Genomic DNA, 15,427 nt, shown 5'->3' with positions numbered 1-15,427 from the left:
AAATAAAGGTAAAACATCCGAAACCGACATAACCGTACGCGGGCCGTCGAAGCGGCCTTGGACACGGTCACGGCAAAACAAGGAGAATGGCGACCTTTCAAACTCAACGCGCTGGCATCAGGTTCTTCCCTCGATCCCAATCTGATTCACGCCACAAGGTCATATGGATATGAAACGGGTACTTATCGCTGGGCTCGGCCTGTTATCGCTGGCCCAGCCCTCACTGTCCTTTGCGGATGACCTCAACGGGAAAACCCTCTTTACCCAACGGTGTGCGATGTGCCACGGCGCCGATATCAAAGGCACAGGCCCCTTGGCCAACAAGAGCAATCCCCCCACCCCCGACCTGACCACCGCTGCGTTCAAAAAACGCCTGAGTGATTATCCTGGCGTTATTGTTTCGTCGATTATCCTTCGCCCCAATGGCGACTTGATCCCGAGGACCTTGCGAGAGAACGGCGTAAAGCTGGCACCGTTCGCTTGGAGGGTTAACGACTTCCGCGATTTGAACCAATACATGAGCGGTGTGATTGCAAAGAGCCGCTGAGCCTCACACCGCTCTTGCAGCGATCGCCTCCACTTCAATCAATGCGCCAGGCAATGGCAACGCCACCACCTGCAACGCAGTGCGTGCCGGTTTGTTCGGCTGCTCCGGCGTGCCAAAAAACTGCGTGTAGCCCGCCTGCAAGCCGGTGAAATCCAGCTTGCCGCCGGTCTCTTCCGCGCCCACCAGGAATACGCGCAACTGCACGATATCCCCAAGGTCCAGGTCCTGCTGGCGCAGGATCTTGCGGATCTTGTTGAACACCGACACGGTCTGGATTTCAGTATTGCCATAGGCAGCCGGCGTGCCCGCCGGGGCATTGGCATCGTGCAGGTCGGGCAAGGTGCCGCTGACGAAGATCAGGCTGGCGGATGCCGGCACGGTCACGGTCTGCGAAATCGGGAAATCGCCGACGCTGGTGCGTTGAATGCTGTCGCTCATGATGATGCTCCTTAGGAGGCGGCCAGTGCCGCGCTGTGCCGTTGTTGGGTTACCCGTTCGGCCAGTTGCCCGACCACATGGCGCGCCGAGTTGGCCGCCGATTCCTGCCAGATGCCCACGCCGCTTTGCACCAGGCCGTCGCCGGCGAAGTACACCCGGCCATGCCCGGCTTCGAGCAAGGCGCTGGCGTCGGCCGGGAAGTGTTCACGTTGCAGCCACGGGCCTTCGCTGTAGGGGATCTGTTCCCAGGACACCGCCAGCGGGTTGCGCAGGTGCTTGGAATAGCCCGGATGCAACAGCTCCACCGCCTCCTTGGAGGTGGCGTACTGCTTGTCGAATGGTTGCGCGCCAAAGACGTCAGCGCCCTCCCCCGTCACGTAACCCGCCACCAGCAAGCCTTCGCGGGTGTTGAGGTCGTTGCTCGGGTACCACAGCAGGCGCGCCGGGTGCTCGATCCACGACAGGCCGCCGTAGGTGCGGTAGTCGGTTTCCCAGAACCGCGGCGACTGCCACGCGACTTTGGTGGCCTGGTCGCTGCGGGTGCTGAGCAAGGCAGCCTTGATCGGGTCGCTGAAATCGGTGTCGAGTTTGGCCAGCAGCGGTAGCGGCAATGTCGAGATCAGATAATCGGCGCGTACCACCTGTTCACGGCCGCTGAGTGCGTCGTGATAGGTCACCGCAACGCCGTCTTCCAACTGGCGGATCTGCCGCACCTGGGCACCCAGTTGCACCTGGCCCCGGACGCGCTGGTAAAAGGCATCCGTGATGCGGTCCATACCGCCCACCGGCTGGAACATGGTGGCGGAGAACTCCGGGAATTCCGTGTGCAGCAACGCGCCCCACAGTTCCGGATGCAGCAGTTGATCGAGTGATAACGGGCTACGACTGGCGGGCAATGCGCCGGGATGGGCAGGCGACTCCAGGTGCCCCGAACGCAGCGTGCCCTCGAAGGCCAATGCTTGGGACAAATCGCCATACACCTGCAGGAAGGCCAGCAGCCGGGTGCGTTCTTCAGCGCTCAACACATCATCGAGGGCATCGCGCTGCACGGCTTTGGCCAGCAAGCCGGAGAGGTGCCCACGCGCATCGTTGATCGCCTGGCCGACGGTGAACGCCGGCTTGTTCACATCCGGCCGCAACTGGGCGCCATGGCTGCTGTTGACCAGCACCTCCAGCGGCACGCCCAACTCGCTGCAATAGTCGAGAATGGTGCGATGCTGGCTGGGAATCCGCGCCGGTCCGGCATTGAAGTAATGCCCGGTGTCGAACGTGGCGGTTTGCGTGCGGCCATCCTTGTAGTCCACGCGGTCGCCGTTGCGGATTGTCCAGGTACGGCCGCCCGCCCGTTCACGGGCTTCCAGTACTTGCACGTCGAACCCGGCGCGGGTCAGCTCCAGCGCAGTGACCAGCCCCGCGATCCCAGCCCCCAGGACCAGCACGCGGGTGCCCTGCCCCAGGCCTTCCTTGAGTTTCAGCGGTTGCGGGCGCCGGTGTGACGACGGCCCCAGGCCCAATGCCGCCAGTGCCTCCTTGACTGCCTTTTCGCCGCCTACCGCAGCAATGCTCGACAGCGCTTCACGTCGTGTCAGTCCCATGCTCGATGCTCCTTAATCCGGCAGGCCCGGTGGGTTGATCAACGACTGGTCGACGCGCTCGATATCCAGGCCCCAGCGTTGCAGCACCTGTTCGTATTGGCCGCCGGCAATTGCGCCTTCCAGGGCGGTGTGGATCGGCTTGACCAGGCCGTTGTCCTTGCGCGTGGTCACCGCGATATCCGCTTTTAAAGGCCAGCCACCATTGACCGTGCCGACAAGCTTGATACCGCCGGTGATTGCCGCCGAATAGGCGTACACCGAGTTGGGCCCGAACAGGGCGTCGCTGCGCCCGGACTGCACGGCCAACTGGGCGGCCGCCTGGTCGTCGAAGTACTGCAACAGCGCCGGCTTGAGGCCGGCTTTTTCATTGGCGTCGTTCCAGGCCAGCAGGACCTTTTCCTGGTTGGTGCCGGAACCAACGATGATCTTCAGCCCGGCAATATCTTCGGCCTGCTTGATCGCACTGGTCTTGCTGGTGCTCTTCACATAAAACCCGAGCACGTCCTGGCGGTAAGTCGCGAAGTCGAAACGCTTCTTGCGCGCCTCGGTCACCGTGACGTTACTGATCACCGCGTCGTACTTGCCCGAACTGACGCCCAGGGGCCAGTCCTCCCAACTGGTCTGCACCACGTTGAGTTGCAAGCCCAAACTATCAGCAACAAGCTGCGCCGTGTCGGCCTCGCTGCCGATGGTGGTTTTGTCATCGCTGGCCAGCAGCGCCAGGGGTGGCCCGGCCACGCCGGACACGGCCACGGTGAATTTCCCCGGCTGGGCGAACTTGAAGCCTGGCGGGATCTGCGCGATGGCCGCCTCGTTGCGCGGTACATGGATGCGCACGCGGTCGGGGCTGAGGTCGACCTGTTGCGCGGCAAACGCGGTTTGCGCGGTGCTGACGGCAAGCGCCAGCAAGGCCACGCGGGTAGTCGCGATAAACATGGGCAGTCACTCCTTGAACTAAAGCACCTTGCCGAGAAAGGCCACGGTGCGGGGATGTCGGGGTTGGCGGAAAATCTGTTCGGGCGGGCCTTCTTCGATCAACTGACCGTCGCAGAGGAACACCACGTGGTCGGCCACCTCACGGGCAAAGCCGATCTCATGGGTGACGATCACCAGGGTCACGCCCAGTTGGGTCAGGCCCTTGATCACGTCGAGCACTTCGCCCACCAGCTCCGGGTCGAGGGCCGAGGTGGGTTCATCGAACAGCAGCACTTTGGGGTCCAGCGCCAGGGCGCGGGCAATGGCGACGCGCTGTTGCTGGCCGCCGGAGAGCTGGCGCGGGTAGGCATCGACCTTGTCCGCCAGGCCGACCTTGGCCAGCAGCTCGGCCGCCTTGGCTTGGGCGTCAGCCTTGCTCCAGCGTTTATGGGCCAGGGGTGCTTCGGCAACGTTTTCCCAGGCAGTCAGGTGCGGGAACAGGTTGAAGTTCTGGAACACGAAGCCCACGTCGATACGGCGCTTGAGAATCTCGCGCTCTTTCAGTTCGTAGAGCAGGTCGCCCTTACGGCGGTAGCCGACGTATTCACCGTCGATAGTGATATGCCCGCTGTCGATCTTTTCCAGATGATTGATGGTGCGCAGCAAGGTGGACTTGCCCGAGCCGGACGGCCCGAGGATCACCGTGACCTTGCCCGGATCGATCGTCAGATCAATGTCCTTGAGCACCTGCTGGTTGCCAAAGCGCTTGCCCACGCCTTGGATCTGAATGCGCCCGGCGCGTGCTTCAGCCATGGGTCTTCTCCTTCAACCAACCGCGTAGGCGTTGCAACGGCGTGGGCGGCAGCACCCGCGCGGTGCCGCGCGCAAAGTGGCGTTCGACGTAGTACTGCGCGCTGGTGAGCACGGTGGTGATGATCAGGTACCAGACCGTGGCGACGATCAGCAGCGGGATCACCGCCTGGGTGCGGTTGTAGATGACCTGTACGGTGTAGAACAGCTCGGGCAAGGCCAGTACGTAGACAATCGAGGTGCCCTTGACCAGGCCGATGATTTCATTGAAACCCGACGGCAGGATCGAACGCAGCGCTTGCGGCAGGATGATCCGAAAGATGCGTCGCGAGGCCGGCAGACCGAGGGCCGCCGCCGCTTCATGCTGGCCGGCGTCGACACCGATCAGGCCGCCGCGAATGATCTCCGCCGCGTACGCCGCCTGCATCAGGCTCAAGCCCAGTACGGCCACGGTGAACTGGCTGAGCACGTCCACGGTGGACCACTCGGCGAACACCACCGAGGTGAACGGCACGCCCAGCACGATGTGGTCATACAGGTAGGCAAAGTTGTACAGGATGATCAGCACCAGCAACGCCGGCATCGAGCGGAAGAACCAGATATAGCCCCAGGCCAACGCCGCCAGCAGCGGCGAGCCTGACAGCCGCGCCAACGCCAGCGCGGTGCCAAGGATGATGCTGAACACCGTGCTCAACAGCGTCAGCAACAGCGTCTGCCCCAGCCCGCGCAGCACCGACGGCGAGAAGAACCACTGGCCGAACACACCCCACTCCCAGCGCGGGTTGGTGGCCAGGGAATGCACGATGCCAAGCAGCACCAGCGCCGCGAAAATCGACCCGGCCCAGCGCCAGGGATGCCGCGCGGGCACCACCTGCAGGGCCTTGATCGGCGTGGAGACACGGGCCTGGCGCACCGGGGTGGGCTGTTCAATCAGGTCATAGGATTTGGCGACGATGGGCATGGTGTATTCCTCGGCCTCAGAAGGCATAGGTCAAGCGGGTGTAGTAGTACCCGCCGGTAAAACCGTAGGGCGAATAGACGCCGTAGCTGCTGACCATGGTGCTGCTCGGCACCCCTTGTTTCTTGGGGTAGATGTCGAACAGGTTCTTGGCGCCGACGGCGATGTTCAGGTCTTTGGTGAGGTTGTAGCCAAGGTCGAGATCGGTGATCCACTTGGCGCTGTAGATGCGGTCCAGGTCGCGATTGGCCGATGAGTTCACTTCCTTGTAGGACCCGTAGCGCGTCAGGGCCAGGTTGAGGTTGAAACGATCGATGCTCCAGTCGCCGCCCAGGATTAGCTTGGTGTTGGGCTGCACGCCGGTGATCAGGTTGCGCGCCTCCCGGTTCATCAGCTCGTAGGAGGTGCCGAGGATGTTGGTCGACTCCTTGTAATTGAGGATTTTGGTCTGGTTCCAGTTGAACGCGGCGGTCCACTTCAGCGCGCCGTACTGGCCGAGGTCCTGGCTGTAGTTGCTGACCAGGTCGAGGCCCTTGGTGCGGGTGTCGGCGCCATTGATGAAGTACTGGCCGCCGGAGGTGGAGTTGATGCCGTTGTTCTGCAATACCTGGGTGATCTCGGGGCCGAGCAAGGTGCCGGTGAGCGTGATGCGATCGCGCAGGTTGATCACATAGGCATCGGCGGTGAAGCTCAGGCGATCAGTGGGCGTGAGGGTGAAACCGAGGCTGAAGTTGGTTGAGCGCTCCGGCTTCAACTGCTGGGCTCCCAGGGCCTGGGCGGCAGCTGACCCCACAGGCAACACGCCGTAGTTGATCGACTGGTACACGCCGTCCACCACGCCATAGGTGGTGGAGCGCGCACTGAACAGGCTGTTGGCCAGGGACGGCGCGCGGAAGCCGTTGCTGACAGTGGCGCGCACGGCGAACTGCGGGGTGAAGTCATAGCGGGTGGTCAGCTTGCCGCTGCGGGTGGCGCCGACGCCCTGGTTGTAGTGCTCGTAGCGAAACGCCGTGCCAACGTACCAATCCGGCACCGGGTTGAAGCCCACATCGACGTAACTGGCCAGGCTGTTGCGCGACGCGCTGCTTTCTTCGTCCGGCGAAATGCCGTTGGTGACCTGCGCGCCCGAAGACGCGCAATTGCCCGGCGCCACGCAGTAGCCGCCGTTGGCATAGGACTCATAGTCACCGGCCTGCACCTCATAGGTGTCGCGCCGATGCTCGAAGCCGTAGCTCAGGTCCAAGGGTTTTTGCAGGCCGATATCGAAGCCGCGCTTGAAATCGAGGTTGGTGGTCAGCTCGGTGGAAATCCACGTACCGGAAGTAAAGTGATTCGGCGTGGCCTCGCCCAGGGACGGGTTCTGATTATGGGTGGTGCCCTGTTCCGCGTCGTTGCGCCCGTAGGTGGTGGAGAGGTCCCAATCCCACTCGCCAACGGTGCCCTTGCCACCGAATGCGGCCTGGAAATCGTCCTCGTCGATAAACCACGTGGGCGTGTAGCCGCCTGGGTAACCGTTCGGCCCGGTGGTGATGGTGTTGGTGATGGTCGGCAGGCGAAAGTTCTGGCCCTGCTCGGCCTTGCGGCGAGAATAGGTGGTGAAGGAGTACAGGCTGAAGCTGTCATCAATCGGCAGCTCGGCGTTGTAGCCCAGGGTCAGCAGGTTGGTCTTGGGCGTTCCGTAGCCACCGTAGGTGGAGCGGCCAGCCTGTTCATAGGCTTGCGCATAGGTGTAGCCGTTGGCGCTGGCCTTGTTGTCGTCATTCTGGCTGCGGGCGTCCAGGGCCAGTTGGACAATGCCGCCGTTGCCGATCTCGAAACCCTTGTTGAGGCTTTGCTGCACGGTCTGTTTCTTGCCGTCATAACCCTGGCCGACGTTGGTCACTGAGGTGCCGCTGGTGTCGGCCTTGAGGATCACGTTGATGACCCCGGCGATGGCATCGGAACCGTATTGGGCAGCGGCGCCGTCGCGCAGGACTTCCACGTGGTCGATGGCACTGATGGGGATCAGGTCAAGGTCGGCCGGGGCTGCGCCGGTGTTGATGCCGTTGATGTTGAGGGTGGCAGCGGTATGACGGCGCTTGCCGTTGACCAGCACCAGCACTTCGGCGGCGCTCAGGCCGCGCAGGTTGGGGGCGCGGGCGATGCCGCTGGCGTCCCAACCGGTTTTTTCCGGCAGGGTCAGGGACGGGATCACGGCGCTCAGGGCTTCCATGAGGCCGGGCTTGCCGGTGTTCTGTAATTGCTTGGCGCTGACCACGTCGATCGGTACCGGGCTGCTGGTGACGGTGCGTTGCTCGGCGCCGCGGTTGCCGGTGACCACTACGGTGGACAGGGTGCTGTCGTCCTGGGCTTGGGCGGTGTTGGCCAGGATGGCCAGTGCCAGGGTGGCCAGTGCCAGGGTGGCGGTTGGGTGTATGGCTCGCTTCATATGCATTCCTGCGTTTCCAAATCGCGAAGTCGGGCAGTCACGCGGGTGGGCGCGGTGCTCGGGTTTTTTCTGGGGGGTCAGGCGATTTGGGGCTAGGTGTGGGGCGAGGTTTGAATTGGCAACATACGTTGAACTCCCTTCCAACGATTCTGCTGCGGGGTGGCAGCGCAGAATCCGAATCTAGATTGGTACCATCCGAGGTCAGGGGTAGGCTGTTGAGTTCAAACATAACGGAATGGATTTTAAAAATATAATGCTATTTGGGTATAAGCTAATATTCTTGGATTTCATTATTTGTTTGATGCTTTATTCGTATTGGTAATGTTTTTTTGCCATCGGCCATGAGTACATATCCGTTGTTGCGGTAACGGCCGCTTAGGGTTCCGCTCTTACAGCGGCTCACTTTTGGAAAGGCCCAAAAGTAAGCAAAAGGCCTTCGCCCCAACACTCGGTACCTCGCCTAGGCTCGGTATGCCCGTAATCCGACAGTGATTTGGGGGGCCGCCGCCACGCGCCATCCATGGCGCGGGGCGGCTAAACCGGCATCCCTGCCGGTTTACCCCCCAAATCCCTGTCGAATTCCGCCAGCGTGTTTGACGGGGCGCCTAAGATCAAAATCAAAAGCAAGAGCACAGCGGCCTGACAGCCGGCTTGAGTGGTGTAGAGCAAAGGCAGAAGCAAACGCGGTCCTGTAGGAGCCGGCTTGCCGGCGATGGTCTTCAACGATGACGCGGGGAATCAGACAAAACGCGGCGGTCTCACGTTTTTCGCCGGCAAGCCGGCTCCTACAGGGACCGCGTATCTACGATGCGAAGCGAGTCGCTCTTGATCTTGATCTGAGGCGCCCCGTCAAACACGCTGGCCGAACGAAGGCTTGAATCCGTGGGTAACCCGGCAGGACGCCGGGTTAGCCGCGCTGGGCCAAGGATGGCCCAGCGCGGCGGCCCACGGATTCAAGCCGGAGTGAGGGCACACCGAGCCTAGGCGAGGTGCCGAGTGTTGGGGCGAAGACCTTTTGCTTACTTTTGGGTCTTTCCAAAAGTGAGCCGCCGTAAGGGCGGAACCCTAGGCGGCCGTTACCTAAACAACGGATATGTACACCAAACGACCTACCTCCCCCCAGGCCGCAACAACTGCATCTGCTGCCGATAATCATCCGTCACCTGCCGCGCCTGCCCACTGCTGGTAATCACCTTAGGCGTAATCAACACAATCAACTCCGTCCGATCCTTCGACTTGCTAGTACTCCCAAACAACCACCGCAACCCCGGAATCTTCCCAAGATACGGCACCGCACTCACACTCTCCCCGTTGTCCTGCTTGATCAACCCCCCCAGCAACACCGTCTGCCCACTCTGCACCGCCACCTGCGTCGACACCGAACGCGTCGAGATACGCGGGTTCACCGGCGTGTCGCTGTTACCAATCTGGTTCTCGGCATCACTGACCTGCTGCTGAATATCCATGTACACCAACCCACCCGGATTGATCCGCGGCACCACGTCGAGGATCACCCCGGTCTGCACATACTCGACGCTGCTCAAGGTGGTGTCCGCATCCCCGGTGTTGACGGTGGTCTGGCTGATGGGAATGTTGTCCCCCACCTGAATCTGCGCCGGCTGGTTGTTCATCACCACCAGCGACGGCGCCGACAGCACCTGGGTGCGGCCATTGGTTTCCAGCGCATGCAACGCCACCTGCAGATTCGAACTGACAAACGAGTAGAACAACGAATCCGTCGCCCCCAACCCCGCCCCACCACCGCCGAGTGCGCCCTGGCTGCCGGAAGCGTTGGCGACGGTGGTGCTGGAGGAATTACCCGCCAGCCGCCCCAGGTACCACTGCACCCCGAGGTCCAGTTCACCAGTCAGTTTGACTTCAAGGATGCGCGTCTCGATCTGCACTTGCAGCGGCGGGTTATCGAGCCGCTTGATCGCCGCTTCGATCTCTTTCCACTGCGCAGGCCGGGTGCGCACCAGCAGTTGGTTGCTGCTCTTTTGCGCGGTGATGCGGGTGCCGGCTTCGAGGCCGCTGGCAGGGGCGACTTCTTTCTCGTCCGGCTCCGGCTCTTCAGCCGCCGGTGGGGTGTTCTGCAAGCCGCCGTTGGTGGGTGAGGATAAGGTGGTGGTGCGCAACCCTGGCGCAACCTTGGCCGGCGTGTCGTCCTTGATCGCGCCGGTGCCGTAGATCTGACGCAGGTATTTGGCCAAGTCGGCAGCCTTCATGTTGCGCACGTCGTAGACGTACATCTGCGGCTCGTTGCCGCCGCCCTCATCGATGGTGCGGATCCAGTCGCCCACTTCACTGAGGTACTGGGGCTGGGAAGAAATCGCCACCACCGAGTTGGTCCGTTCGATCGGCAAAAAGCGCAGCATGCCGGCCAGGGGCATGCCGCTGTCAGGGCCGAACATGCTTTGCAACTGGGGCATCAACTCCGCCACGGAAGCCCGTTGCAGACCGAAAACGCCCACCGACATGCCCTTGAGCCAGTCCACGTCGAAGGTATCGATGGTGTCTTGGTAGTTGGCCAGTTCATCGGGCGTACCGGCCAGGCTCAGCACGTTGCGCGCCGGGTCGACCAGCAAGAATGCATTCTCGCGGGCGAACGGCTTGAGCAATTTCTGCATCTCGGTGGCGGAGATATAGCGCAGTGGGAACAACCGCGCCGACAGGCCACTGGACGGTGCGGCCACGCTCATCTGCGGCACCAGTTTGCCCGCCACCGCCTGGTTGGCGGGCAGGATCACGTAGCGATTGCCCTGCTTGATCATCGTGTTGTCGGTCCAGGACAGCAGGGTTTCGAGGATCGACAGCGCCTGTTGCTTGTCCACCGGTTTGGAGGTGGAAAAGCTCACGTTGCCCTTAACGCCTTGGGCGATGCTGTAGTTTTCGTGCAGCAGGTCGCCCATCACGCTGTTGATCACGGCTTCGATGGGCTGGTCGGCAAAGTTGAAGACGATATCGCCGCCCTCCTCCTTCGCCACCGGCTGCGTTGCGGGCGCACGCACGAACTGCTGGTTGCCGCGAATCAGCTGGCGCTGCGGCGGGGATTTCGCCGGGGGCTGCGCCGCTGTTTCAGGCACGGGTTGCTCAGCCGGCGGGCGTTGCGCGCCGGTGCCCTGCATGGCTTCGTGCAGCAGGTCGTCGTCGGGTTCGAGACGGTCGGGGAAGGTGCCACAGCCGCCCAAGGCGAGAGCAGTGGCCAGGCAAAACGTTGAGGTGCGCATGTCGATCAAGGGAGGGGCTCGCGGGGCAAAGTAAGGGGGGGCCGGTTGGACGGCGGCGGCAGGCGCTTGGCGTAGAGGCTCAAGGTCTGGGTGCGGCCATCCAGGCTGAATCGGGCGTATTGCGGGGTGAGGTGGTCCAGGCGCCAGCCATTGGGCAGGGCCTGGCCCAGGCGAACGGTCAGCAGTGGGCCATCGACCTGTTTGAGCATGGCCATCTGCAGGTTGCCGGTGATCATGATGCCGCTGAGGGTGAGATTGGCCAGGCTGGTGACCGGTGCCTTGCCCACCACGCGATCCGGGCTGCGATCCGGACTGAACAAGGGGGCTTGCCAAGTGGCCGCAAGGTTCTCGAGGGCGACCGTGGGCGCCACTTGCACCGTGGTCGAAGGGTGGGCGCGAGTAGGCGGTTCGGGCAACCACTGTGGCTCATCACCGATGCTGCTGAGGATCACCGCCATCAATAGGCCCAGCAGCCCGGCCAGGCCGAGCAGGCCCCACTCCACGGGGCGCAATCTACCGATCATGGCGTCACCCGCGACGGTTGCAGGTAACCCCGCACCAGCAGGTGCACCACCAGCTTGCCCGCACCGCCACTGGCCGGCGCCTGTTGGCTGCGGCGGATGCGCAGTTCATCCACAAACAGGAACGGCGGCTGGTACTCCAGCTCATGCAGCAGCGCTTCCAGGGGCTCGATGGCGCAGTTGAGGGTCAGGCTGACCTTGACCTGGCGATAGGGCTCACCGTCGTCCTGCTCCGGGGTGATGGGCTTGCGCTGGGTCAGGCCGCAACCGCCCCCCAGATTGGCGTGGCTGTTGACCAGGTCGGCGAGGCGTTGCATCAGGTCGGCGGCCACCACATCGGGGTCATCCCCCGGCAGCAGGCTGGTGCTGCTGGCCGGGTCCTGCTGCGCCTGCTCAAGCTGTTGGCGCAGCGCCTCGCGTTGGCGCAGTACACCGGCGTACCGTTGCTGCTGCTCGCGCAGTTGCTCGGCCTGTTCGCCCATGTCGCGCAACGGGCCGGCGAACCAGCTGTCGACCAGCAGCCAGTAGGCCGTGCCGACCACCACGGCCAGCACCAGCAAGGCGGCGCCGCGGCGTTCACGGGGTGTGAGGGGTCGGCGCATCGGCGGCCTCCTGGCGTAGGTGGGCGCGCAAGGCAAACTGGTCCTTGCCGGTGCGCGCATCGGGCTGGATCACCCCTTCGAACTGGGCGTTTTCCAGGCTGCGGCAGCCTTTGATACGGGTGATCAACGCACTGGCCTTGGCACTCTGGCCGGAGAGGGAAATCTCGCCGTCCTTCACGTCCAATTGATCCAGCCAGGTGTCGGCGGGCAGGCAAGTCGTCAGGTCGTTGAGCAGCGCCGCCAATGGCGGTTGCGCCAGTTTGCGCCGGGTGAGGTATTGCGCCGCGCCCCGGGTGTTGAGCAGTTGCTGGCGCAGGGCATGCACCTCGGCGACCTGGGCTTTTTGCTGCTGGACACTGGCGTGCATGGCGTCGATGACACGCTGGCGGTCGTTGAGCCACAGCAGCATTGCCGCGATCAGCAAGGCACCGCACAGCCACGGCAGGCTGCGTTGCAGGCCCATGCCGGCCGGGCGTTGGCGTGGGCGCAACGGAGCGGGCAATAGGTCGATCCCCAGGTGGGCCGCATCCACGCGATGGGGATGCAGGCCAAGGGCGGCGCAATCGACGAGGATCTGGTCCAGGCGCTCGCGCAGGATCGCCACCAGCGTCACCTCAAGATGGGTGGGCGTGCGGCGTTCCTGACGCGCGACAAAGTAAAGCTGGTCGGCCTCGTACGGGGTGTAACGGTCCAGTTCATACCCAACCACGGTACTCAGAGTGCGCCCGGCGGCCAGCGGCAGTTGCACGCGTTGCACCAGCACAGCGTCAGCGGCGAGCATCAGCACCTGGCGCGTGCTGCTCGCCGCGACCGGCGCCGCCAATGGCCAGTGGTGGACCTGCTCGGGCGGCTCTTGCCGTGCCAGCCAACTCGGCACGCAGGCGCGCAACTCGCTCAGCCACACACGCCAGCCCTGCTGCAGCAGGCTGCCACGCCAATAGCGGGCGATGGGTTCCAGTCGATTCATTCTTGCCAACGCAACACCCGGTAGGGTTGTGCGCTGTCCTCCGATGGGCTCAATAAAACGGTGACTTGCAGCCGCGCCTGATAACCGCCGGGGCGTTCGGCGCGGCTGTCGACCACCAGCACTTCGCCAGGGTCGACCCCTTCGGCGTTCTGGCGCGGCAGGCTCAGCGCCTTACGCATCAGTGGGCTGGCAAAGGCGGGATCAGGGCGATCCAGGTCGCTCCACAGGGTGATCTCGGGGAGCAATTGGCTGTAGAGGGTTTGGGTCATGCCGGGCAGTTGGCGCACTTCTTCCAATACCCGAAACGGTGCCAGGCCCTGGTGACGGCGGGCTTCGAGGGCCTTGGCCAGTTGCGTCGCCTGGGCTGCAGTGGCGCCGCAGGCCAGGGCCAGGCGGGTAAAGTCCTGCAGGTCGGCGTTGATCAGGTAGAGCTTGCCGCGCTCGCTGCGCAGGCTCACGTGCAGTTGAGCATCGTCAAAGGCCAGGGGTATATCGCGACCATCGGCAACCCAGCGCCGATCGGCCATGACCTGCGCGATACCCGCTTGGGCAGCCAGGACGGTCTGGGTATGCTGGCGCAGCCACAGGGCTTGGCGACTCTCAAGCTGCACCCACCCCGCCAGGCCGCCGAGCAACACGCTGAGCAACGCCAGCACCCACAGCACCAGCAGCAAGGCCGCACCGCGTTGGCGCTTCATTCTTCGACACTCCCACCGGCCAGGTTCAGGCGCAGCGCAATCACCTGGGTGACCCAGGGCACCGGCCCCTCGACGCGGGCTGCGATGCGCACCGCAGAAGGCAGGCGCCTGGGCCATGGCCATTCACTGACCCACCCAGTGGGTTGACCCAGCGGTGACACGCCGCGATAACTGAACTGCACAGCCTCGATGTTGTTCAGCAGGACCTGGGGTTCACGCTGAGAAAAGCCGACCTGCAGATCCTGCTCGACCCGTTGCAGGCTGAACCGGTGAATTCCCCCGCCGAGCACACCGGGCAAGGTCGAGACAAACTCCAGACGCTGCGCCGTGCCGATAAAAAAACCATCGCCCTCGCCCACCGCCAACGGCAACGCCTCGCTGATTGCCGTGCGCAAAAACTGTTGCGCGGCGCGCACTTCGTCCAGGCTCACCGTATAGGACTGCGCCTTGGACACAGCCCGATTGGCCCCCAGTAATGCCCCGCCCACCAGCACCAGCAAAACGCCGAGCAAGCTGAGCACCACGAGGATTTCCAGCAAGGTGAAGCCCTGCTCGCGGCGCTTCACAGCCGCGCCTTCAAGGTGCTGAAACGGGCCTGGTGCGGGCCCTCGCTGAGGACCAGGTCGAGACGAAAAAGACGCGGTTGCGGCCGGGTGGTGGTCAGCTGCCAGTGGATGCCGTCCAGTTCGCCCTGGCTGACGCCAATGCCCAACCGCCCTGCGGCCTCCTGGTCGAAAATCGTCAGCGCCGCGTGGGTGAGTCGGTCACTGTGGGCAACCTGGGACAACGAGCGCGCGCTCTGGCCAAACGCAACCAGCAGCACCGTGCTGCACACCGCCATCAGCGTCAGGGCGGCGAGCATTTCCAGCAGCGTGAACCCGGCCTGGCGCTTCATGGCAGCGCCTTGGACTGCACGCTGCCGGTGAGCCAGCCGATGTCGATGCGCCAACGCCGGGTGCCGTTGGCCACGAGGAGATTGCCGCCGGTGGAGCTGCCGTCAGGGTAAAACTCGACGGCAGGGCCGACCTGTTCGGCGGTGTGCAGCGTGACGCGCAGCTGCGCCGGCCACCGTTGCAGCGCCCTCCCCGGAGCCTGGAAGGTGCGCTCGCGCAAATCAAACGTGGTACGCGCGGCCTGCCCGCTCACAATCGCGCCCGCCCGCGTGGTGCGCAGCGCCTCCACCATCTGCCCCACCGCCCGCCGCTCTTTCGCCGCCTGCAGACCCTGGCGCACACCCAGCCCCAGCACGCTGGCAGCCAGGCTGATCAACAGGATCACCACCAGCATTTCCAGCAGGGTAAAGCCGCGCTGGAACATGGCAGCGTTACTCCCAATTGCCCAGGTCGGCGCTGTAGCCTTCGCCGCCCGGCTGGCCATCCTGGCCGTAGAAAATCAGGTCGAACGCACCGTGTTCGCCAGGGAAGCGATAGCCAAAGGCATGCCCGAACGGATCCTTGAGGTCCGAAGGCTTGGCATAGCCGCCGGGCCTGTCCACCAGCTGTTGCAGGCTGGTGGGCGGTGCGCCGACGTCGAGGGCGTAGCTGTCGATCTTCATGCTCAGGCTGGCCAGTTGGGCCTTGCCCGCACCGTACTTGCCCTTGTCCACATTGCCGCCGACCTGGCGCACGACGATGGTGGCAACGATGCCCAGCAGCACGATCACCGCAAGCATTTCCAACAGGGTGAAACCGCTTTGGCGGCGCGGTGTTCTCATAGGTTCA

Annotated in this window: 16 protein-coding genes; 1 reads left to right on the top strand and 15 read right to left on the bottom strand. The window is 63.6% G+C overall.

The annotated features are described in order from the left end of the window. Window positions 1-169 precede the first annotated feature (169 nt). Window positions 170-547 carry a c-type cytochrome gene (locus AC0IYN_RS21150; RefSeq protein WP_406599560.1) on the top strand — a complete coding sequence of 126 codons (378 nt, stop codon included), beginning with the start codon at window positions 170-172 and terminating at the stop codon, window positions 545-547. Window positions 548-550: 3 nt separating this feature from the next. Here the strand turns inward: AC0IYN_RS21150 and AC0IYN_RS21145 are convergent, their stop codons facing one another. From AC0IYN_RS21145 to AC0IYN_RS21075, 15 genes are all read right to left on the bottom strand, one after another. Next, window positions 551-985, bottom strand: coding sequence for a RidA family protein (locus AC0IYN_RS21145; protein WP_406599541.1), 435 nt, complete (start codon window positions 983-985; stop codon window positions 551-553). Window positions 986-996: 11 nt separating this feature from the next. Then, window positions 997-2,580 carry a flavin monoamine oxidase family protein gene (locus AC0IYN_RS21140; RefSeq protein WP_471843044.1) on the bottom strand — a complete coding sequence of 528 codons (1,584 nt, stop codon included), beginning with the start codon at window positions 2,578-2,580 and terminating at the stop codon, window positions 997-999. A gap of 12 nt (window positions 2,581-2,592) precedes the next feature. Continuing rightward, the gene (locus tag AC0IYN_RS21135) at window positions 2,593-3,516 is read right to left on the bottom strand and encodes an ABC transporter substrate-binding protein (RefSeq protein WP_457248747.1); all 924 of its coding nucleotides are present in this window, start codon (window positions 3,514-3,516) and stop codon (window positions 2,593-2,595) included. Between the two features lie 18 nt (window positions 3,517-3,534). Next, entirely contained in the window at window positions 3,535-4,308 is a 774-nt protein-coding gene (locus AC0IYN_RS21130) for an amino acid ABC transporter ATP-binding protein (RefSeq protein WP_457239660.1), read from the bottom strand. After that, window positions 4,301-5,266: an amino acid ABC transporter permease gene (locus AC0IYN_RS21125; protein ID WP_406599538.1), complete on the bottom strand. Its 966-nt coding sequence runs from the start codon at window positions 5,264-5,266 to the stop codon at window positions 4,301-4,303. Before AC0IYN_RS21125 ends, AC0IYN_RS21130 begins: the two co-directional genes overlap by 8 nt. A gap of 16 nt (window positions 5,267-5,282) precedes the next feature. After that, entirely contained in the window at window positions 5,283-7,691 is a 2,409-nt protein-coding gene (locus tag AC0IYN_RS21120; protein ID WP_457267457.1) for a TonB-dependent receptor plug domain-containing protein, read from the bottom strand. A gap of 1,109 nt (window positions 7,692-8,800) precedes the next feature. Beyond that, window positions 8,801-10,918, bottom strand: a complete 2,118-nt coding sequence (gene gspD, locus AC0IYN_RS21115) for a type II secretion system secretin GspD (RefSeq protein WP_471843038.1) — start codon at window positions 10,916-10,918, stop codon at window positions 8,801-8,803. 5 nt (window positions 10,919-10,923) lie between these two features. After that, window positions 10,924-11,442, bottom strand: coding sequence for a hypothetical protein (locus AC0IYN_RS21110; RefSeq protein WP_457240294.1), 519 nt, complete (start codon window positions 11,440-11,442; stop codon window positions 10,924-10,926). Then, a complete protein-coding gene (gene gspM / locus AC0IYN_RS21105; protein ID WP_457267803.1) occupies window positions 11,439-12,041 on the bottom strand; it encodes a type II secretion system protein GspM in 603 nt (200 codons plus the stop codon). The genes AC0IYN_RS21110 and gspM overlap by 4 nt, the downstream gene beginning before the upstream one ends. Beyond that, window positions 12,016-13,008, bottom strand: a complete 993-nt coding sequence (locus AC0IYN_RS21100; protein WP_457240295.1) for a PilN domain-containing protein — start codon at window positions 13,006-13,008, stop codon at window positions 12,016-12,018. Before AC0IYN_RS21100 ends, gspM begins: the two co-directional genes overlap by 26 nt. Next, window positions 13,005-13,706: a type II secretion system minor pseudopilin GspK gene (locus tag AC0IYN_RS21095; RefSeq protein WP_457240296.1), complete on the bottom strand. Its 702-nt coding sequence runs from the start codon at window positions 13,704-13,706 to the stop codon at window positions 13,005-13,007. Before AC0IYN_RS21095 ends, AC0IYN_RS21100 begins: the two co-directional genes overlap by 4 nt. Next, window positions 13,703-14,272, bottom strand: a complete 570-nt coding sequence (locus AC0IYN_RS21090) for a prepilin-type N-terminal cleavage/methylation domain-containing protein (RefSeq protein WP_457240297.1) — start codon at window positions 14,270-14,272, stop codon at window positions 13,703-13,705. Before AC0IYN_RS21090 ends, AC0IYN_RS21095 begins: the two co-directional genes overlap by 4 nt. Further along, window positions 14,269-14,601, bottom strand: coding sequence for a type II secretion system protein (locus AC0IYN_RS21085; RefSeq protein WP_078049375.1), 333 nt, complete (start codon window positions 14,599-14,601; stop codon window positions 14,269-14,271). The genes AC0IYN_RS21090 and AC0IYN_RS21085 overlap by 4 nt, the downstream gene beginning before the upstream one ends. Further along, the gene (locus AC0IYN_RS21080; RefSeq protein ID WP_214497862.1) at window positions 14,598-15,023 is read right to left on the bottom strand and encodes a GspH/FimT family pseudopilin; all 426 of its coding nucleotides are present in this window, start codon (window positions 15,021-15,023) and stop codon (window positions 14,598-14,600) included. Before AC0IYN_RS21080 ends, AC0IYN_RS21085 begins: the two co-directional genes overlap by 4 nt. Window positions 15,024-15,030: 7 nt before the next feature. Beyond that, window positions 15,031-15,420, bottom strand: coding sequence for a type II secretion system protein GspG (locus AC0IYN_RS21075; RefSeq protein ID WP_078049377.1), 390 nt, complete (start codon window positions 15,418-15,420; stop codon window positions 15,031-15,033). Window positions 15,421-15,427 lie beyond the last annotated feature (7 nt).

Source organism: Pseudomonas sp. AC112 (assembly GCF_979253545.1).
The sequence above is the reverse complement of the archived record's forward strand: the minus strand, read 5'-3'. Positions and strand labels throughout refer to the sequence as shown.